Annotated in this window: 17 protein-coding genes and 1 pseudogene; 9 read left to right on the top strand and 9 right to left on the bottom strand. The window is 61.4% G+C overall.

The genetic code is table 11. The annotated features are described in order from the left end of the window. Nucleotides 1–18 precede the first annotated feature (18 nt). Nucleotides 19–381 (top strand): 6-carboxytetrahydropterin synthase QueD, encoded by a 363-nt coding sequence (gene queD / locus QY76_RS14965; RefSeq protein ID WP_034163605.1) that lies wholly within the window; start codon nucleotides 19–21, stop codon nucleotides 379–381. Here the strand turns inward: queD and QY76_RS14970 are convergent, their stop codons facing one another. Beyond that, entirely contained in the window at nucleotides 382–1,512 is a 1,131-nt protein-coding gene (locus QY76_RS14970; RefSeq protein ID WP_045424697.1) for a 3-phenylpropionate MFS transporter, read from the bottom strand. A 238-nt stretch (nucleotides 1,513–1,750) separates the two neighbouring features. On the opposite strand from QY76_RS14970, the gene QY76_RS19110 reads away from it, so the two are divergent. After that, nucleotides 1,751–1,924: a hypothetical protein gene (locus QY76_RS19110; protein WP_167549809.1), complete on the top strand. Its 174-nt coding sequence runs from the start codon at nucleotides 1,751–1,753 to the stop codon at nucleotides 1,922–1,924. A gap of 39 nt (nucleotides 1,925–1,963) precedes the next feature. On the opposite strand, the gene queE is transcribed toward QY76_RS19110, so the two are convergent. Continuing rightward, nucleotides 1,964–2,635 (bottom strand): 7-carboxy-7-deazaguanine synthase QueE, encoded by a 672-nt coding sequence (gene queE / locus QY76_RS14975; protein ID WP_034163607.1) that lies wholly within the window; start codon nucleotides 2,633–2,635, stop codon nucleotides 1,964–1,966. A 244-nt stretch (nucleotides 2,636–2,879) separates the two neighbouring features. Between queE and QY76_RS14980 the strand changes: the two genes are divergently transcribed. The 3 genes and pseudogenes from QY76_RS14980 to QY76_RS14990 all read left to right on the top strand — a co-directional run bounded on the left by QY76_RS14980 (nucleotide 2,880) and on the right by QY76_RS14990 (nucleotide 4,926). Continuing rightward, the gene (locus tag QY76_RS14980; protein ID WP_034163608.1) at nucleotides 2,880–3,479 is read left to right on the top strand and encodes a HutD family protein; all 600 of its coding nucleotides are present in this window, start codon (nucleotides 2,880–2,882) and stop codon (nucleotides 3,477–3,479) included. 51 nt (nucleotides 3,480–3,530) lie between these two features. Further along, on the top strand, nucleotides 3,531–4,448 hold the full coding sequence (locus QY76_RS14985) for an SPFH domain-containing protein (protein ID WP_034163609.1): 918 nt from the start codon (nucleotides 3,531–3,533) through the stop codon (nucleotides 4,446–4,448). Then, nucleotides 4,445–4,926: pseudogene (locus QY76_RS14990) on the top strand (NfeD family protein). Before QY76_RS14985 ends, QY76_RS14990 begins: the two are co-directional and overlap by 4 nt. Here the strand turns inward: QY76_RS14990 and cueR are convergent. Beyond that, nucleotides 4,880–5,293 carry a Cu(I)-responsive transcriptional regulator gene (gene cueR / locus QY76_RS14995; RefSeq protein WP_034163611.1) on the bottom strand — a complete coding sequence of 138 codons (414 nt, stop codon included), beginning with the start codon at nucleotides 5,291–5,293 and terminating at the stop codon, nucleotides 4,880–4,882. The pseudogene QY76_RS14990 and the gene cueR sit on opposite strands and share 47 nt — an antisense overlap. A gap of 121 nt (nucleotides 5,294–5,414) precedes the next feature. On the opposite strand from cueR, the gene copA reads away from it, so the two are divergent. Together copA and QY76_RS15005 are read left to right on the top strand one after the other, a co-directional pair. Beyond that, nucleotides 5,415–8,159 carry a copper-exporting P-type ATPase CopA gene (gene copA / locus QY76_RS15000; protein ID WP_034163613.1) on the top strand — a complete coding sequence of 915 codons (2,745 nt, stop codon included), beginning with the start codon at nucleotides 5,415–5,417 and terminating at the stop codon, nucleotides 8,157–8,159. 127 nt (nucleotides 8,160–8,286) lie between these two features. Further along, on the top strand, nucleotides 8,287–9,099 hold the full coding sequence (locus QY76_RS15005) for a TraB/GumN family protein (RefSeq protein WP_034163614.1): 813 nt from the start codon (nucleotides 8,287–8,289) through the stop codon (nucleotides 9,097–9,099). A 9-nt stretch (nucleotides 9,100–9,108) separates the two neighbouring features. Here QY76_RS15005 and uxuR read toward each other — a convergent pair whose 3' ends face one another. After that, nucleotides 9,109–9,867: a Uxu operon transcriptional regulator gene (gene uxuR, locus QY76_RS15010; protein ID WP_045424963.1), complete on the bottom strand. Its 759-nt coding sequence runs from the start codon at nucleotides 9,865–9,867 to the stop codon at nucleotides 9,109–9,111. 380 nt (nucleotides 9,868–10,247) lie between these two features. On the opposite strand from uxuR, the gene gntP reads away from it, so the two are divergent. Together gntP and ybaK are read left to right on the top strand one after the other, a co-directional pair. Further along, on the top strand, nucleotides 10,248–11,591 hold the full coding sequence (gene gntP / locus QY76_RS15015; protein WP_045424690.1) for a gluconate permease GntP: 1,344 nt from the start codon (nucleotides 10,248–10,250) through the stop codon (nucleotides 11,589–11,591). A gap of 286 nt (nucleotides 11,592–11,877) precedes the next feature. After that, nucleotides 11,878–12,363 (top strand): Cys-tRNA(Pro)/Cys-tRNA(Cys) deacylase YbaK, encoded by a 486-nt coding sequence (ybaK, locus tag QY76_RS15020; protein ID WP_034163618.1) that lies wholly within the window; start codon nucleotides 11,878–11,880, stop codon nucleotides 12,361–12,363. Nucleotides 12,364–12,449: 86 nt separating this feature from the next. Here ybaK and ushA read toward each other — a convergent pair whose 3' ends face one another. The 5 genes from ushA to QY76_RS15045 all read right to left on the bottom strand — a co-directional run bounded on the left by ushA (nucleotide 12,450) and on the right by QY76_RS15045 (nucleotide 19,332). Continuing rightward, complete coding sequence (gene ushA, locus QY76_RS15025) at nucleotides 12,450–14,108, bottom strand: bifunctional UDP-sugar hydrolase/5'-nucleotidase UshA (RefSeq protein WP_034163620.1); 1,659 nt, start codon at nucleotides 14,106–14,108, stop codon at nucleotides 12,450–12,452. A 269-nt stretch (nucleotides 14,109–14,377) separates the two neighbouring features. Continuing rightward, entirely contained in the window at nucleotides 14,378–15,445 is a 1,068-nt protein-coding gene (locus tag QY76_RS15030) for a fimbrial protein (protein WP_034163622.1), read from the bottom strand. A gap of 12 nt (nucleotides 15,446–15,457) precedes the next feature. Next, complete coding sequence (locus QY76_RS15035; RefSeq protein WP_052365565.1) at nucleotides 15,458–18,049, bottom strand: fimbria/pilus outer membrane usher protein; 2,592 nt, start codon at nucleotides 18,047–18,049, stop codon at nucleotides 15,458–15,460. 14 nt (nucleotides 18,050–18,063) lie between these two features. Further along, complete coding sequence (locus QY76_RS15040) at nucleotides 18,064–18,750, bottom strand: molecular chaperone (protein WP_034163625.1); 687 nt, start codon at nucleotides 18,748–18,750, stop codon at nucleotides 18,064–18,066. Nucleotides 18,751–18,798: 48 nt separating this feature from the next. Continuing rightward, the gene (locus QY76_RS15045; RefSeq protein WP_034163626.1) at nucleotides 18,799–19,332 is read right to left on the bottom strand and encodes a fimbrial protein; all 534 of its coding nucleotides are present in this window, start codon (nucleotides 19,330–19,332) and stop codon (nucleotides 18,799–18,801) included. Nucleotides 19,333–19,824: the final 492 nt, after the last annotated feature.

The following is a 19,824-nucleotide window of genomic DNA, read 5'->3' on the forward strand; positions in this document are numbered from 1 at the left end:
TGGTTATGAGGCGTCACCATGACAACCACCCTGTTTAAAGAGTTTCAGTTTGAAGCGGCCCACCGTTTGCCGCACGTACCGCAGGGACACAAGTGCGGCCGTTTGCACGGCCACTCGTTTCTGGTGCGCATAGAGATCACCGGTGAGGTCGACCCCTACACCGGTTGGGTAATGGACTTTGCCGATCTGAAAGCGCGCTTCCAACCGATCTATGATCAGCTGGATCACCACTATCTCAATGAGATCGCCGGGCTGGAAAACCCGACCAGCGAGGTGCTGGCCCGCTGGATTTGGGATCAGCTCAAGCCGAGCCTGCCGCTGCTGAGCGCGGTGCGAGTCAAAGAGACCTGCACCGCCGGCTGCACCTACCGCGGCCAGTGATCAGCGGACGCCGGGGCGCAGGAACAGCACCGGCGTCACCAGCAGCGCCATCAGATAAAACATGCCACTGGGGCTGTATTGATATACCACCCCTGCCAGCACCGTCATCACCGCCACGCTTCCCCCCATGCCCAGCGCCGAATAGACCGCCTGCAAGCGGATCACATCGCCGCCCTGACGCGCCGAGATAAAGCGCATCGCCGCCAGATGACATACGGTGAAGGTGCCGGCGTGCAGGATCTGCATCACCACCAGCCACGGCAGCGCCGTCGTCGCCCCCATCATTACCCAGCGCAGCAGCGCGCAAAGGCAGGATAGCAGCAGCAGGCCAGACACCGTCCAGCGGCGAAACAGGCGATTGCTCAGGGCAAAGATAATCACCTCGGCCACCACCCCCAGCGACCACAGGTATCCTACCAGCGACGCAGAGTAACCGGCCCGGCTCCAAAAAAGGGTGCTGAAGGCGTAATAGCCGGCGTGGGCCCCCTGCAACAGCGCGCAGCACAGCAAAAAACGCCACACCGAACGCTCCCGCAGCAAAATAGACCAGGGGGTGACCTGCGCCGTCTGATGGGCGGGGCCATCCTGAGGCGGCTGTGCCGGGCGCGGTAGCATGCCCAGCAGCATCGCCAGCAGTCCCCCCAGCAGGCTATACAGAATAGCCTGATGGCCAAAGGCGTTGACCAGCTCGCCGGTCGCCGCCGAGCCCACGATAAAGGCCAGGGATCCCCACAGGCGCACCTTGCCGTAGTCCAGCCCAATCTGGCGCTGCCAGGTCGCCGCCAGCGCATCGGTCAGCGGCACCAGCGGACCATAGAACAGGCTGAACCCCACCATCACCGCCATCAGCCAGGCCCAGGCGCTGCCCAGCATGAAGGCGACGCCGCAGAACAGGGCGATCAGCGTCACCAGACGCAGCGCCACCAGCAGCTGCGAGGTTCTCTTGACCTCCGGGGTAATGAACAGGCTGCCGACGAAGCGGGCGCCCATCCCGGCGCCCAGCAGAATGCCGATGGACTCCGGCGAGATCCCCTGCCCCTGCAGCCACAGGCTCCAGAACGGAAGAAAGACGCCGAATGAGAAAAAATAGGTAAAGTAACTGAGCCCTAACCAGCCCGCTGATGGCAGCATATCCTCTCCTTGCCAGCGCATATTGCCTCGCTGACTTCCCGCCCACAGTGAAAATAGCCGCCTACTTTAGCCATCCCCCGGGCCCCAGGCAAACGATTATTCGACGTTATCGCCGCGCCCGACGGCGCAGAAAAAGAGAAGAAATGAGAACGCATACGGTTTTCAGACATTACCTGCTTTCTCTCTGGCGCCGACGCGCTATGATGCGCCGGCAAATAATCCATCAGGAGCGTATACCGTGACGCAAAGCCCTCACTCAGACTATCGTCAGATCGATGCCCGCAAGGAGGAGATCAATGAGCAGCTATGGATGATTGAGATGGATCTCAGGCCGGAGCGCCAACCGACGTCGCCGACCCAACCGGTCGGTCTCCACACGCCGCGGCGCTCGGCGCCCGCGGCCCGACGCTAGTGCCAACGCGCCCCGCCGCTCTCCGGCGGGGCGCGCTACTCAGACGATATTCAGGTATTTATGAGTCTGCATGGACAGGCGCCAGTTGCGCGCCAGGCACGTTTCAATACACAGGCGGGTCGCCTCTTCCTTACAGGAGATCGGCTGTAGCGCCACCACCGGCGGCAACTCACCGTCCAAACGCGCCAGCAGCGCATCCAGCGCCTCGATATCGCGCGCCCGCGCAACCGGGTGTTTTATCTCGTTGGCGCGGCGTAGCGCGTCGGTAAGCACCTCCATCCCTCCGCGCATCCCCACCTTGGGGGATACGGTCACCCAGGTCTGTGCGCTGCAGCGCACCGGGTGGGTTCCGCTGGTCTCTATCTGGCAGCGATAGCCGCCCTGCTCCAGCGCCGTGGTCAACGGCAGCAGATCGTACATACAGGGCTCGCCGCCGGTGATCACTACGTGGCGGGCCTGATAGCCCCGCTGCCGTAACAGCGCAACCAGCGCCGCCGCATCGGCGCTGGCCCAGGCTTCGCTCTCCGCCGTCTTTTCAACGATCTGCGCCAGATCGGCTTGACACTCCGGGCGCTGATGCCAGGTGTGCTGACTATCGCACCAGCTGCAGCCGACCGGGCACCCCTGCAGACGAATAAAAATCGCCGGAACGCCGGTATAAAAACCTTCGCCCTGTAAACTCTGAAATACTTCATTGATCGGATACTGCATCGTGTTCTGCCTTGTTTGAGGACGCCTCGGACGGGCGGCATTGTGGCAGATTTCCCCGCGCACGCCAAACCGCCGCCGCCTCATCGGCCGCGATAAACGCAGCTATCGGACACAACTATTTGACCTGTCGCGTGCCATTGACCACAAAATAGCTATACATTATAGATGGGCATGGATGGGCGCCGAGGGCGCTCCACAGACTACAGTTATGCCGCCGTGCGGCCCGTTTACAGGACAGACAGCGATGACCCCGTGGCAGATTCACCGGTTAAGCGACTACCAAAGCATGCCCTGGCACAACGGTCAGGGCACCACGCGTGAAATCATGCGGGAGGACAACGCCAGCGGCTCCCGCTTTCGCTGGCGACTCTCAATGGCCGATGTCACCCGCGATGCCCCCTTCTCCGCCTACGGCGGCTATCAGCGGATCCTATCGCTGCTCGAGGGGTCAGGGCTGACGCTGACCATTGACGGCTCAACCCAGCCGCCGCTATGCGGCAATGACATCGTGCGCTTCTCCGGCGATAGCCGGGTCAGCGGTCACCTGAGCGATGGCCCGGTGCGCGATCTCAACCTGATTTACGACCCGCGCCACTACGGCGCGCGTTTGCAGTGGCTGGATATTCGCCCCACCATGCCCCCGCTGCGCTGTCACGCCAGCACGATCCTGCTGTTTTGCCGCCAGGGCGACCTGTCGCTGACGCCGCTCGGCGCCACGGCATCGCTGCAGCTGGCGCGCTATGACAGCGCCATCCTGCAAACGCCCTGCCCGCAGACACACAGCGTGGATATTCGCGGCCACGGCCAGCTGGGCGTTTTTGAACTGACGGCGTTCCCGGACTAAGCCGCGCGGCCCTCCGCCGCGCCCTCAGCCCGCCAACTCAAGGAGAAACACATGCTCACAGTCTTTCCGGTACTGGTGATCGTCGCCCTGGTTATCGTCTGGTCGGCGATAAAGATCGTCCCTCAGGGCTATCAGTGGACCGTTGAACGTTTTGGCCGCTACACCCGCACCCTGATGCCGGGGCTGAATCTGGTGATCCCGTTCATGGATCGCATTGGCCGTAAAATCAACATGATGGAACAAGTTCTGGACATCCCTTCCCAGGAGGTGATCTCCAAAGACAACGCCAACGTCACCATCGATGCCGTCTGCTTCATTCAGGTGATCGATCCGGCACGTGCCGCCTATGAGGTGAGCAACCTCGATCTGGCGATCATCAATCTGACGATGACCAACATCCGTACCGTGCTCGGCTCCATGGAGCTGGATGAGATGCTCTCCCAGCGCGATCTGATCAACAGCCGCCTGCTGCAGATCGTCGATGAAGCCACCAACCCCTGGGGGATCAAAGTGACCCGTATTGAAATCCGCGACGTACGCCCACCGGCCGAGCTGATCGCTTCCATGAACGCCCAGATGAAGGCCGAGCGCACCAAGCGCGCTGATATTCTGGAGGCCGAGGGGGTGCGTCAGGCCGCGATTCTGCGCGCGGAGGGGGAGAAACAGTCGCAGATCCTCAAGGCGGAGGGGGAGCGTCAGTCCGCCTTCCTGCAGGCCGAGGCGCGCGAGCGCGCCGCCCAGGCCGAAGCGCAGGCCACCGCCATGGTGTCGGAGGCCATTGCCGCCGGGAACATGCAGGCCATCAACTATTTTGTCGCACAGAGGTATACCGAAGCGCTGCAGCGTATCGGCGAGTCGAATAACAGCAAGGTGATCATGATGCCGCTGGAGGCCAGCAGCCTGCTGGGCGCCGTCGGCGGGATCAGCGAACTGCTGCGTTCAGACAGCCGCAAGGATTGCCAGCCATGATGGCCTATCTGCTGCAGAACCCTCACGGTCTGTGGCTCACGCTGGGGGACTGTTGCTGGCCGCCGAGCTGCTCGGCGCCGGAGGCTATGCCCTGTGGAGCGGCTGCGCCGCCCTGCTGGTCGGCCTGCTGCACTGGCTGTGGCCGTTTGGCTGGGAGGCTCAGCTCACCCTGTTCGCCCTGCTGACGGTGATCAGCGCCCTATTGTGGTGGCGCTGGCAGCGCCGCGGCGCCGCGGAAGAGGGCGCGGACAGCGCCCTCAACCAGCGCGGTCGCCAGCTGATCGGTCAACGGGCGCTCCTGGAGCAGCCCCTGGTCAACGGCCATGGGCGCCTGCGCCTCGGTGACAGCAGCTGGCGCGTCACCTGTGCACAGGATCTGCCCGCCGGACAGTGCGTTCAGGTGCGCGCCGTCAGCGGCATCACGCTGGAGGTTATCCCCTGTGCCCCGCCCCGCGACAGCAGCCGGCCAGATCGTTAATGATCGGGCAATCGGCGCTATCGTCACCGGGGCAGGCCTGTGCCAGCGCCGCCAGCCGGTCACGCATCGCCTGCAGATCGCGGATGTGTGACTCGATCTCCGCCACCTTTTGCAGGGTGCGCTGTTTTACCTCGGCGCTGTGGCGGTGCTCGTCGTGGAACAGCGCCATCAGCTCCCGGCACTCCTCCAGCGTAAAACCGACCTGGCGCGCCTGACGCAGCAGCGTCAGCTCCTCCAGCTGGGTCGCCGCATAGTGGCGGTAGCCGTTCTCCCCGCGCAGCGGCGGCGTCACCAGCCCTTTCTCTTCATAAAAGCGAATGGCCTTGCTGCTCAGGCCGGTTTTTTTCGCCACTTCACTAATATTCACCCGTCCCCCTTGACCTTAACCTTGCGGGAAGGTTTAAGCTTAACCGTAATTGAGGACGACGCCAATCGGCAGGCTATCGCGCCGCACCCTGAGCGTAACCATTTGCGAGAGAGGTCTCATCATGTCACAGACACAGCTATTCGCCCTGCAGGGGCTTTCCTGCATGAACTGCGCTAAAAAAGTAAAAAATGCGCTGGAGGCCCGCCCCGACGTCGAGCAGGCCATCGTCAATACGCCGCGCTATGCCCGGGTGATCGGCAGCGCCAGCGCCGCTGATATTATTCACAGCGTCGAGCAGGCGGGTTACCAGGCCGCGCCGGCCGGCGATGCCGACGTCCGCCTCAGCCTCAGCGACCTGAGCTGTGGCCACTGCATCGCCAGCGTCACCCAGGCGCTGGAGGCCGTGCCCGGCGTTGACGCCGCCATGGTGACCCTCACCCAAGCCGACATCTATGGCCAGGCGGACAACGCAGCGCTGGTAGCCGCCGTGCAGCAGGCAGGCTACCAGGCGCAGGCCGTGGAGGGTGCATACCCAAAATCTGAGCCGCTGCCCAGCACTGATGTTGCGATGCCGGAAACCCAGGCAGCGGCTCTCGATCCCACTCCGGCAGCCACCGCGTCCGCCGACGCCGCACCGCGCGCCGGCGATGACGACGACAGCGTGCAGCTGCTGCTCGACGGCATGAGCTGCGCCAGCTGCGTGCTGAAAGTGCAAAACGCTCTGCAGGCGGTGCCCGGCGTAGCGCATGCCCGGGTCAACCTAGCCGAACGCAGCGCGCTGGTCAGCGGCCACGGCGATCCGCAGGCGCTGGTCAGCGCCGTGCAGAAGGCCGGCTACGGCGCGGAGATAATCCAAGATGAGGCGCTGCGCCGCGCCCGTCAGCATGAGAGCGCGCAGAAAGCCGTGCGCGCCTTCCGCTGGCAGGCCGCCGTGGCGCTGGGGCTCGGTCTGCCGCTGATGGCCTGGGGGCTGTTCGGCGGTTCGATGACCTTAACCGAGCACAGCCAGATCCCCTGGCTTATCGTCGGGATCGCCACCCTGGCAGTGATGATCGGTGCCGGCGGCCACTTCTATCGCAACGCCTGGCGTAGCCTGCTCAACGGCAGCGCCACCATGGATACGCTGGTGGCACTGGGCACCGGTGCCGCCTGGCTGTACTCCATCAGCGTCAACCTGTGGCCACAGATTTTTCCGCCGGAGGCGCGCCACCTCTACTATGAGGCCAGCGCGATGATCATCGGCCTGATCAACCTGGGGCATGCGATGGAGGCGCGGGCGCGCCAACGCTCCTCCAGCGCCCTGGAACGACTGTTGGATCTGACGCCGCCGACCGCTCGCCTGGTGACGGACGAGGGCGAGAAGAACGTGCCGTTAGCCGAGGTGCAGCTGGGAATGACCCTGCGTCTGGTCACCGGCGATCGGGTACCGGTCGACGGTGAGATCCTCTCCGGCGAGGCCTGGCTGGATGAGGCCATGCTGACCGGCGAACCCATCGCGCAGCAAAAGGGCGCCGGCGATCGGGTGCACGCCGGCACCGTCGTCACCGATGGCAGCGTGCTGTTCCGCGCCGCCGCCATCGGCAGCCAGACCACGCTGGCGCGCATCATTAAGCTGGTCCGCCAGGCCCAAAGCAGTAAGCCGGCCATCGGCCAGCTGGCGGATCGCATCTCCGCCGTCTTTGTACCGACGGTGGTCGCCATCGCCGTCATCAGCGGGCTGATCTGGTTCTTCTTCGGCCCGCAGCCGCAGCTGGTCTATACCCTGGTGGTCGCCACGACGGTGCTGATCATCGCCTGTCCCTGCGCGCTGGGGCTAGCGACGCCGATGTCCATCATCTCCGGAGTCGGCCGCGCCGCCGAGCTGGGGGTGCTGGTGCGCGACGCCGATGCGCTGCAGCACGCCAGCGAGCTGGATACGCTGGTCTTCGATAAAACGGGCACCCTGACCGAAGGGATGCCCAAGGTGATCGCCGTCCATACGCTGGAGGGCATCGACGAAACGCAGGCCCTCCGCTGGGCCGCCGCGCTGGAGAGTGGCTCCAACCACCCGCTGGCGCGCGCCGTCAGCGCCCGGGCCGAAGGGCAAACGCTGCCGCCGGTCACCCAGTTTCGCACCCTGCGCGGGCTGGGAGTCAGCGGTGAAGCCGAGGGCCATACCCTGCTGCTGGGCAACGCGGCGCTGATGGCGGCGCAAGGGGTCGACACCCACGCCCTGGATACGCTGCTGGCGCAGCAGGCCAGCCAGGGCGCCACGCCGGTGCTGCTGGCGGTCGACGGTCGCGCCGCGGCGCTGCTGTCGATTCGCGATCCGCTGCGCAGCGACAGCGTCGCCGCCCTGCAGCGTCTGCACGGTATGGGCTACCGGCTGGTGATGCTGACGGGGGACAATCCACTCACCGCCCAGGCTATCGCGCGCGAAGCGGGAATAGATCAGGTGATCGCCGGCGTGCTGCCGGAGGGCAAGGCGGAGGCCATCAGATCGCTACAGCAGGCAGGGCATAAGGTCGCCATGGTCGGCGATGGTATTAACGATGCCCCGGCGCTGGCGCAGGCGGACGTCGGCATCGCCATGGGCGGCGGCAGCGATATCGCCATCGAGACGGCGGCCATCACCCTAATGCGCCATAGCCTGAGCGGCGTGGCTGATGCGGTGGCGCTGTCGCGGGCCACGCTGCGCAATATGAAGCAGAACCTGCTGGGCGCGTTTGTCTATAACACGCTGGGTATTCCGATCGCCGCCGGGGTACTCTACCCGTTGACCGGCACCCTGCTCAGCCCGGTGGTCGCCGGCGCCGCCATGGCGCTCTCCTCCATCACGGTGGTCAGCAACGCCAACCGCCTGCTGCGTTTTACCCCGAAGGACTAAACGACCTCTGAAGACAAAAAGCACCGGAAGCCGGTGCTTTTTTTTCGTCCTCAGGTAGCATGAAGAGATTACCGCACACTGTAACGGCGGCTGCCTGAATCCGGCGGCGCGCCCTGCCGGAGGCATCATGTTCAACCGACTACGGCACCTGGCCGCCCGTCTCGGGCTGCTCCCGCCGCCACGCTACCCCTATCCGGCCCTTGACGTAAACCTGCGCAACGGCGCCCGGCTGCATCTGGTCGCCAGCATTCACATGGGCAACGCCGCGATGTCGCCGCTACCGGCGCCCCTGCTTCAGCGCGTGCGCCAGGCTCAGGCGCTGATCGTCGAGGCCGATATCACCCGCCCCGGCAGCGATATCAGCAGCCCGCCCCAGGCGCAGCCGCTGTCGGCACGCCTGGACGCCGCGCGCTATGACGCACTCAGCCAACGCTGCCGCGAAACCGGCCTGGCCGTCGAGCGCATGGATGACTTTCCCCTGTGGCGCTGCGCGCTGCTGCTGCAGGCGCAGCAAGCGCAACAGCTGGGGCTGTGCAGCGAATTTGGCATCGACTGCCAGCTGCTGAACTGTGCCCATGGGGCAGAACGGCCGATCGTAGAGCTGGAGGGCGCCGATACCCAGCTGGAAATGCTGTACCGGCTCCCCGAACAGGGACGTGATCTGCTGGATGATACCCTGCGGCACTGGCACAACAATGCCCGCCTGCTGCAGACGCTGATCGGCTGGTGGCTAGCGCCCCCGCCGGTGCTGCAGACGCCGCTGCCGATGACCTTTTGCCCGGCGCTGGCCGACGTGCTGATGGTGCAGCGTAACCGCGCCTGGCGCCAGCGCCTGATCGTCCTGCCGCCGGGAGAGTATGTGGTGGCCGTGGGCGCACTGCACCTGTTTGGCGAGCAGGGGCTGCCGGATCTGCTGGCGCCCTATGCGCTAACGGCCTGAGCCCGCCCCTCAGGGGGTCAGTCTGTCCAGCGGCCAAGAGTCGAACAGGTAGCCGTCAAAGTCGATATCATCGACGTCAGAAAATGCCAGCAGGCGCCGCTTCACGTTTTCCAGGTGCTGCCACATGGCCAGCTTGGCGGCCCGGGCATCCCTCTTGATCAGCGCGGCCAGAATCTGGTGATGGTCGGCCAGCCAGGCCGTACGATAGTGCGTATCCGCCAGATGACGGTGTAGCTGGATCCACATCGGATTGTGCTCCCGCCACTGCCACGACTGGCGGAACAGATCCACCAGCATGCTGTTATGGGTCGCTTCGGCGATGGCCAGGTGGAACTGCATATCGCCGCACTCCGGCCCGTCGGGCGCGGTCGAGGCCAGCTCTCGCGCCTCAAGCTGCAGCGCATGACGCATCTTGATAATATCCTCACGCGTCGCCTGCAGCGCGGCAAACTCGGCGATATTGCTCTCCAGCAGCTGCCGGGCCTGCAGCAGCTCAAAGGGCCCGGCGTCATTACACGAGACGCTCTCCTTCTGCACCGGCGCTTCCAGCACAAAGATCCCGGCGCCGCGCCGCACCTCAACCAGTCCATTAATCTCCAGCATGATCAGCGCCTCGCGCACCACGGTACGCGTCACGCCCAGCCTCTCGGCAATATCTCGCTCCGGCGGCAGGCGCTCACCGGGACGATAGGGCGTCTGGGCGATCAGATCGCGGATCATCGCCCCGATCTCCTGATAGGGCCGCCGTTGCACCCTGTGATCTTTCATCATATAGCACTCGCCAGCTCCCATTATATAACGTCGAACTATACCACCGCCCGCCGACGGCGTGGCCAGCGGCGCACGGAAAAACGAGGCGGATCAAATAACATCGGTTCAGCTGCCCGCATCCCGTCCCGCGCGTCGTCTCCCCGCCAAAATATGACGGCGATCGCGGAGCTCTCGCGCCTGATGAGCCCGATAAAAACACAATCAATTGAATAAAAAGGAAAAAATCACTGCGCCACGGCGGCGCCAAAAGATATAGCAAGCTATTAGTCACTTAAATAATAAATAAAGTGGTGTGATAATCGTCGCATCATTGGTCAACCAAAAACAGATAACATGTCGGCCGAATTTAAATTGGTTGACCAAATGACAGGGATTTTATGCATATTCTCAATATACTCTGGGTCGTATTCGGCATCGGACTGATGCTGGTACTGAACCTCAAGTTTCGTATCAACTCGATGGTGGCGCTACTGCTGGCAGCGCTCTCCGTCGGCATGCTCGCCGGAATGGATCTCATGGCGCTGCTGCATACCATGAAATCCGGCTTCGGCAGTACCCTGGGCGAGCTGGCGATCATCGTGGTGTTTGGCGCCGTGATCGGTAAACTGATGGTCGACTCCGGCGCCGCACATCAGATAGCCCATACGCTGCTGGCGCGTCTGGGGCTGCGCTATGTTCAGCTCTCCGTGATCATCATTGGCCTGATTTTCGGCCTGGCGATGTTCTATGAGGTGGCCTTTATCATGCTGGCACCGCTGGTGATCGTCATCGCCGCCGAGGCCAAAATCCCCTTCCTGAAGCTGGCAATCCCAGCCGTCGCCGCCGCCACAACGGCGCACTCACTGTTTCCGCCGCAGCCGGGGCCGGTCGCCCTGGTCAACGCCTACGGCGCAGATATGGGCATGGTCTATATCTACGGTATTCTGGTCACCATTCCGAGCGTCATCTGCGCCGGTCTGATCCTGCCAAGGTTTCTCGGCAACCTTGAACGTCCGACGCCGGCCTTTCTGACGCAGGATGTCCCGGTCGATCGCGATAACCTGCCCTCTTTCGGCATCTCGATTCTGGTGCCTCTCATCCCGGCGATCATCATGATCTCAACGACCATTGCCAACGTCTGGCTGGTCAAAGGGACGCCTGCCTGGGAGGTCGTCAACTTTATCGGTTCGTCGCCCATCGCCATGTTTATCGCCATGCTGGTCGCCTTTGTGCTGTTCGGCACCGCACGCGGTCACGACATGCAGTGGGTGATGAACGCCTTTGAGAACGCCGTAAAAAGCATTGCCATGGTGATCCTGATTATCGGCGCAGGCGGCGTGCTGAAGCAGACGATTATCGATACCGGCATCGGCGATACCATCGGTATGCTGATGTCCCATGGCAATGTCTCCCCCTATATCATGGCCTGGCTTATCACCGTGCTGATCCGTCTGGCGACCGGCCAGGGCGTCGTCTCTGCCATGACCGCCGCCGGGATCATCAGCGCCGCCATACTCGATCCGGCGACGGGTCAGCTGGTCGGCGTTAATCCGGCGCTGCTGGTGCTGGCCACCGCCGCGGGCTCCAACACCCTGACGCACATCAACGATGCCTCATTCTGGCTGTTTAAGGGATATTTTGATCTGTCGGTCAAGGACACGCTGAAGACCTGGGGACTGCTGGAGCTGGTTAACTCGGTGGTCGGCCTGATCATCGTGCTGATCATCAGCCTGTTTGCCTGATCCCGCCCGCGCGGCGCATAAAAAAAGGCCAATATCGCTATTGGCCAGTCAAAGAGGAACTTCAGATATTATTATTATGCCGGGCGTCCCCCCAGGGGGGCCCGGTCTTCTGTATAGGGTAGCAATCGCCACGCCGCGCTGGCAACCGTTATCCACCGGAACTTATCCACCGAGTGATCCTGACGCTCTCCCGCGGCACGCGATCCACGCGATGCCGTCGTCCGGCGCTGGTCAACGTTTTTGTATGATATATACTGGCGGCAAAACGCATGATGAGGTATTCCCAATGACGCCAGCTGTTCTGCTACTGGAAAAAAATAACATCGCTTTTTCCCTGCACGCCTATGAGCACGATCCCCATGAAACCAACTTCGGCGACGAAGTGGTGCGCAAGCTGGGTCTGAGCGCCGATCGGGTCTATAAAACGCTGCTGGTCGCCCTGAACGGCGACAGCAAGAAGCTCGCCGTCGCCGTCACACCGGTCGCCACCCAGCTCGATCTCAAGAAGGTCGCCAAGGCATTCGGCGCCAAGAAGGCCGACATGGCCGACCCTGCGCTGGCCCAGCGCGTCACCGGCTATCTGGTCGGCGGCATCAGTCCGCTGGGGCAAAAAAAGCGCCTGCCGACGGTGATTGATGCGCCCGCCCGTCAGTTCGACACCATCTTTGTCTCCGGCGGCAAGCGCGGATTAGACATTGAACTGGCCGCCGCCGATCTCGCCGCCCTGCTGCAGGGAAGCTTTGCCGATATCGCCAAGTGCGACGCGGCCTGAGGCCGGCTTCGCGGCGATCAAGAACGGCATGCCGCGCATGCCGTTATAGAGGTGAATACCGCTACGTGCGGCGTAGGCGCTGACGCTTAATCGCGATACACGATCTCGCCGTTCGGCTGATAGTCCGCCGCCTTGATCGGCGAATGGCGCTGGATATAGTCCTTCAGCACTTCGGCATCGACGAAACCGGTGTTCACGTAGCCCGGATGCTGGGTCACATTGGGATAGTCATCGCCGCCGCTGGCGTTAAAGCTCAGCAGCGCCACGCGATAGGTCCGATCGGCCTGCAGCGGTTTCCCGCCGATCTTCACGCCGCTGACGCCCTGCTTGCCGTCCGCCGTCAGGCTCAGGTTGGCAAACTGCGCATAGGCGCCGGAGTTGGGCTTTTTATTGGCGACGACGCCCAGGTATTTCTCCAGCTCCGCGCCGCTCATGTCGACATAGGCGACGGTGTTGCCGAACGGCTGCACCTTAAGCACATCCTTATAGCTGATGTCGCCGCTGTCCATCGAGTCGCGTACCCCGCCGCCGCTCATCACCCCCAGGTCGGCATGGGTTCGCTCCATCTGCGCCGCCAGCAGCAGGCGCCCCATGTTGGTCTGCTCAAAGCGGACCTTGCTGCGGTCCCCCTCCAGACGCCCCTCTACGCTGCCGATCTTCACCGCCAGCGCGGCCTGCCCCTGATCCTGGAACGGCGTCAGCAGCTTCAGCATCGCCGTATCCTGCGGGATCGCCTCGGTGTAGTAGATCCGCGTCTTCGAACCGTCGGCCTGCTTCTCCTGTCGGTTGAGGTTCACCGGTATCAGCTGGTAGCGCTGCAGGGTCAGCTCCCCGTTACGGAAGGTAAAGTCGGCCCGCCCGACATATTTCCCCCACTCATGGGCCTGTACGATCCAGGTCCCGTTCTGGCGATCCGGCGCACAGGGCGTACCGGGGACATAGTTCGCCTGTTTCCGGTTTTCCTGTGCCATGCACACCGGATCCTGCGAGTGGCCGCCAACGATCATATCGAGGTAGCCCGCCGGCAGCGCGCGCGCCATTTCAACATCGCCCGGAGCGTTGGAGCCGTGCTCGCCGTTGTCGTAGTGGCCCATGTGCGTCGCGGCGATCACCACGTCAGGCTTCTCGCTGGCCCGCAGCTGCTCGACCACGCCCTTGGCCTCCGCCGCCGGGGGGCGGAACTCGATGTTCTTCAGGTATTCAGGGTTGCCTATTTTGGCCGTATCGTCGGTGGTCAGGCCGATCACCGCAATGCGGATCCCCTGGCGATCGAATATCTGATAGGGCTGGAACAGGCGCTTGCCGCTATCCTGCGCATAGATATTGGCCGACAGCAGCGGGAAGTCGGCCCACTTCTGCTGCTGGCGCAGCACGCTCAGCGGGTTGTCGAACTCGTGGTTGCCGATGGCCATCGCATCGTAGCCCACCAGGTTCATGCCGCGAAAATCGGGCTCGGCATCCTGCAGATCGGACTCCGGCACCCCGGTATTGATATCGCCGCCCGACAGCAGCAGCACGCTGCCGCCCTCGGCGGCGATCTCGGCACGCAGGCGATCCACCAGCGTTTTCTGGGCAGCCAGGCCATATTCGCCCTGCTCGCTCTGCCAGAAGTGGCCGTGGTGATCGTTGGTATGCAGAATGGTCAGGTTATAGGTTTTATCTTTTTCCCAGGCCAGCGACCAGCCTGGCGTCAGCGCCAGCGTTAGCGCGATCGCGCAGGCGGCACCCCGATAGGTAAATTTCATTGCCCTCTCTCCTTGTCACAATAACGCGCCGCTCATGCCAGCCACGGGGAAGGCACGGCGGCGAACGCCCTTATCTTACCCTGAATCAGGCGGTGATTATGTTGTAAATCAGCCAGTTATTGTGACGCAACTCACCTAACAATGCATTAAAGGCTCTAGAGTTGCACGCAGCGCATGCTAAAACAGGGAGAGGATCGGACGGGCGGCGGCCGAAAAGCCGCCGCGGGGGTGACCCGGATTCGCGCTCCCCGCCACGGGGGCGCACCCGGCTATTTAAAGGTGACGTCGATGTTGGCCGTCGCATGGAAGCGCCCCGCCGTCGGCCGATTGGTCAGCCATTTCAGATTGGCGGTAAAGTTCTCGCTCACCTCATTCTGCTTATCCTGCAGCCGACCGCCGAAGTCGATATTGGTCTGCAGCGGGATCGGCGTCGCGCCGGTATCCCCCGCCTTCGTCAGGAAAATCCCGACGCCTGGGTTGGTATCCGGCAGGATCAGCGATCGATCGCTGACGTCCGGCCTCAAAGTGCTGAAGCTGGCCTGTAGCTGCTGCCCGCCGCACTCTCCACCGAGCAGCGTCGCCTTGATGCTGAACGGTATCTGGCGAGCGATAACGCCCGGGCGGGCGCCAGCGGCGCTCAGCGTACCAAAGTCGATGCTGTTGCCGTTATTCGCCAGCACGCTGATCTGCGGGTTGCAGTGGATCACCTGGATCTTATCCAACCCGGAGATATAGGCGTTAAAGTTGCCGTTGGGGCGCGCATCCAAGCCGCCCACGCCGTCAATCTGAAACAGCGACGGTAGCCCCAGCGCCGGGAAGTTACCCGCCGGCGGCTTGATGCCGGTGGCCTTGATGTACACCGAATAGCTGACGGTGAGCGTACGCGGTCTAGCAATACCGCCGCCGCTGTTTGATGTCCCCTCGCCCAGATCGGGGCCGCTGGGCCGGCTGCCGCTCTGCTTGAGGTTAATCGCATCATAGTCGATCCCGTTGATCGAGACCCCAACCGACAGTGAACGGTGCAGGCTCCCAAACGCATCCTTCGGGTTCCAGTAAATGTAGGCGTGCTCTCCCCTTCCGGTATTCCAGTTATCCCAGCAGGTAAAGGTGGTGGTAAAGTTCTGCGAACGCCAAATCAGGTTACCGGCGGTAAAGTCGGCGGCGGACAGGATAATCGGCCGCCCGATATCGATACGCTGATAAATATTCCCGATGGGCACCCAGCTCGATGCGTTACTGCCCTCCCGACAGGAGAGCGCAGACGCCGGGCGGCTGACGCAGAGACCCAGCAGCAGCAGCGTGAATGCCAGCGCCTGTTTTATACTTAGGCTTTTCATTAATCCGTCACCTTATTGAGTCTGACAGGGGAGAGAGAGTTCCTGGTAGCCGGCCGTGGTATTCCGCATCGACAGATCGGACGGCAGCGCCAGCGCGCACTGCTGGCCCGGCTGATTGCCCCAGCGCAGGGTCAGCCTCTCGCCCGGCTGCGCCCCGGATACATACAGATCGCCGTTAAGTCCCACAGTTCCGCTGTTACGCCCCTGCTGGTTAAAGACGCTGGCGCCGACCGCCGGATAGCCGCCGTCGTTGAGGTGGCTATGGATCAGCAGGCTCACGCCGTAAAACGTATCGAAGCGCACCTTCACGATAGCCTTCTCCGTCGGTACCACCTGCTTGCTGGCCACCGGCACGTCCAGGCCCGGCTCAAAGTCCTGCGTATGCAGCGCCACCGCGTTGAATCGGTATGGCGTCGCTGAGGGAACGACCGCATAGCCAAAGGGATCGATGGCCACGCCGCTCTGGTTATCCAGGCGAACGCCGCTGGCGTGCTTCGCCTCGACCAGAATGACCGTATTCTGCAGCGGCTGCGACAGCGTCACGCCGCCAGAGTGAAGCAATACGCCGCCGGAGAGCCCCAGCCCCAGCTGGTTATAGCTGTTGCTGTAGCTATAGCTGCCGTCCAGGTTGCCATAGGCGCCTCGGTAGCCCAGGTTCAGCGCGCTGCTCTGCCCCGCCGACTCGGTATGCCCGGTGCTCAGGGCGTAGTTCAGCCGCTGATCGCTCAGCGCCGTTCCGCTGATGCCGGTGTTATAGCTATCTCCGCTCTGACGGCTGTGGGTCCCGCTGACGTTCAGCGAGGCCGAATGGTTGTCGCGTCCCCAGTTCAGCGGGATCGACACCGACAGGTTGATGCTGCGATCGGCGTAGCCGTACTGGCTGCGCGTATCCTGCAGGTAGACGCCATAGCTAATGCGCTTAATGGCGTCGTTGTAGCCCAGCTGGACGGTACGATCCCGGCCACCGCCGCCCCAGTAGCTCTGGCTGCTGACGTTGGCATACAGCGTCGCCCCCTGCCACAGCTGCTGGTTAATGGAGACATCCACGCGCTCGCGCTTGTTGGCATAGCGCGAGGTATACACGCGATGCTGGTTGCGATTGTCCAGATCGGGGATCCCGGTCTGCTCATCGCCCGGGTTATAGTAGTTGTTCTCGTATATCCCCTGCCGCCAGCGGCTGCGCTCCTCTACCGCATCGGCAAAGTCATAATAGCCCGACGTCGCATAGCGGTAGCCTGCCAGCTGTACGTTGGTGCCCATCTGGTTCAAGGACTTGGAGTAGAGAAAACGGTAGCTCTGTCCGCGGGCGCGCTCACCGTTGGCCAACGTCGTATCAGAATAGGAGCCATCGATGGAGATGGCGCCCCACTCGCCCATATTTTTGGCCACGCCCAGCGCGGCGGCGCGATAGTTATCCGCCACGATTAGCCCGCCATAGGGCGTCAGACCATAGGCGATGCCGCGCGCCAGCGTCCCCTGCATAAAGTTGGGTGTATAGCGGGTGTCGCCGTTCTGGTAGCGACCCGCTGTCAGCTGGTAGTTCCAGATCCCTTCGCGCAGCATATTGGCGATGGAGGAGTAAGAGACAGTAAAGTGCTTACGCGTGCCGTCAGCCTCATTGACCGTCACCTGCAGGTCGCCGCTGTTGGAGTGCGGATAGATATCGCGGATCTCAAAGGGCCCCGGCGCCACGTTGGTGCTGTACACCACGTAGCCGTTCTGGCGAATGTCGACGCGGGCGTTGGTTGAGGCGACGCCGCGCACCACCGGCGCATAGCCGCGCAGGCTTTCGGGCAGCATATCATCCACGCTGGAAAGCTGGGCGCCGCGAAACTGAATACTATTAAAAACGGTATTATTGGTGCTGGCCTGCCCCAGCTGCAGCCGGCTGCGCCAGGACGCGATATCCGTCTCCGCCCAGGTCGCGATATTGTCCCACTGTGCCGACTGACCGCTGACTTTATTCATGGTCATGTTATTGCGCAGGCGCCAGTTCCACAGGTTAAGACCGTTATTCAGGGACAGAAAGGTATATTCGCTGTTTTGACCGCTCTGACGCTGGCTGCTGTTGCGGTTATAGTTCAGGCTGTAGTTGCTAAAGGCGGCGTTGATCCCCTGATCGTACAGGGTCGTCGGGATGGCGCCGCGCGCGTGCTGCGCCAGCATGACCTGCGGCACAGAGAGGTCGAGCTGCTGCACCGCCGGATCGAAGGAGAGCGTGGCGCCATTGACGGCGGCGGCCACGTCAACGCAGCTGCCCGGCGTGAGCGTATCGGGCAGCTTCACCCCATAGTTAAGCAGGTCTTCCACCGTCAGGCAGGGCTGGGCGGCGGCGCCCTCTTTCGCCGTGAAACGGATAACTTTGTTGTCGACCTGCTGCTTGTTCAGGTAAATCGCAAACGGATACTCTCCGGGCGGCAGCGCGTTGCCCTCAGCCACCGCCTGAGCGGCGTTGACGTTTTCGCTGCCGTGAACGAATGACATGTTAAACTCGGCCCAGGCCGATGCGCTGCACCCCAAGGACAGGCTACCGGCGGCAAACGCCAGGCACATCCAGCGTGTCGGCTCTGTCTTCAGTGATACTATCCGCTGTTGTTGCGCCATCCCGCTTCTCTCCGTCAGTGAACTACCGCGTCCTTAACCTCAGTCCGGCCTCCAAAGTCATTGATGTAGCTGAAGGAGACTGTATTGCCGACGCGAGCCCCCGCCGGAATGGCGATCGCCAGGCGGCTATGGGGGTCAACCATATTGGCATCGACCGCGATGGGCTTGCCGTTGCTGCCCTGCATCTGTACAGAGCCAAAGGTGATGTGTAGCGGCCCGTCGTTGATGGCCAGCAGTTGATTTCCCGCTTTCTGCCAGCGCAACTTATGCACCTGCTCATCCAGAGTGGTATGCAGCGAACTCGGGCGATAAAACAGCTTAATCCGCGTACGCACGGCAACCTGTAATACGTTTTCTTGCTTGGGCGTCGGCGGAATCTCCTGCACGTTCACCCACAGCAGTGTCTCCTGATCCTGCGGAAAACCCTGTCCGGAATAGATGAAGCGTAAAATTGCCGATTTTTGCGCGTCCAGCTTAACAATCGGCGGCACCACCACCATCGGTAACTTACTCTCTACCTTGGTGCTATCCCCTTTATCCAGCCAGGTCTGCACCATATAGGCATCCGCGCTGTCATTGTGGATAGGCAGTGACGCTGACTTTTCATCGCCATTATAAATAACGCGAGTAGCATCAACCTGAATTCCTGCATGAGCAGCAAAAGCGCTCACCAGTAATAATGCGGCAACGATTCGTTTCATCTTATTCCTCTATACGGACCATCCCTGGCCGAATATTCCGACGAATAATTATTTATATTCGATGGTAAACGGGCTGGTCGCGTTGGCCAGACCGGCTGTAACGGTGTTGGCATAAGAGCGATAGCGCGCCTGCAGGTTAAATATCGCCTTCTTATCGCTAACGACCGTCACCGTGGGCACATCGCCCTGGCTCTGATCGGCGATCGGGAACGGTTTGCCATTAACGTCCGTAATTTCGATACCCACGCCTTTCGCCGCCGCCGTGGCGCCGCTGCTGGAGACGGCCAGCAGGTCAGGATGCCCGGCAACGGTGCTACCATCGAAACGTACGGTGTAGCTCCCCGGCTCACACTGCTCCAGGTTGATCTGGAAAGCCTTGGATGCAGACTTATCGCCAACCGCTTTAAACGCGGAGGTCGGATATTTACCCAAGTACACGTTGATATTTTGAGAGTCGCTGCTTACCTGACAGGTGGAATTAACGATTTCACCCGTAAACTCAACTTTACCGTTAGCTGCGCTTGCCTGACCACTCACAGCGGCAGCGGCCAGAGCCATAACAGGCAGTAAAATTTTCTTCATTATCATAACTCCGTTTATCAATTAAAAATATCTGACCGCTAGGTTGGCACGGAACGAGGCTGCGAATATATTTCGCATAGCGAGCCAGCGAGAAAAAATTATTCCCGACAACTCATAACATGATGACTTTATGCCGAAATACATAAATCCAATACAGGCAATAGGATTTATTTAAAATAGCAAAAATTGGCACTGCGCTATTAATATGGCGCAATGCAAATTGCAATATAGAATATATTGTCAGGGCATATATTCACTTGCCGATATTACAGCAGGAATATTTATTTTATTAATTTGAAAACTTGCGCAAAGATTAATTGTCCGATGGGAAACAGTAAAATCAATAAAACTGATAAAAAATAAATGATTGATTAATTTTAAAGATAGTTAAATTTAATAGATTTTGATCAAATGCAAAAAAGAAATCAATTCATTGTTTTACATCATATTTTTTATTTGTATGATATTACGGCCGATCAAGAAAATTGCTCT

Source organism: Edwardsiella sp. EA181011 (assembly GCF_000800725.1).
GTDB lineage: Bacteria > Pseudomonadota > Gammaproteobacteria > Enterobacterales > Enterobacteriaceae > Edwardsiella > Edwardsiella anguillarum.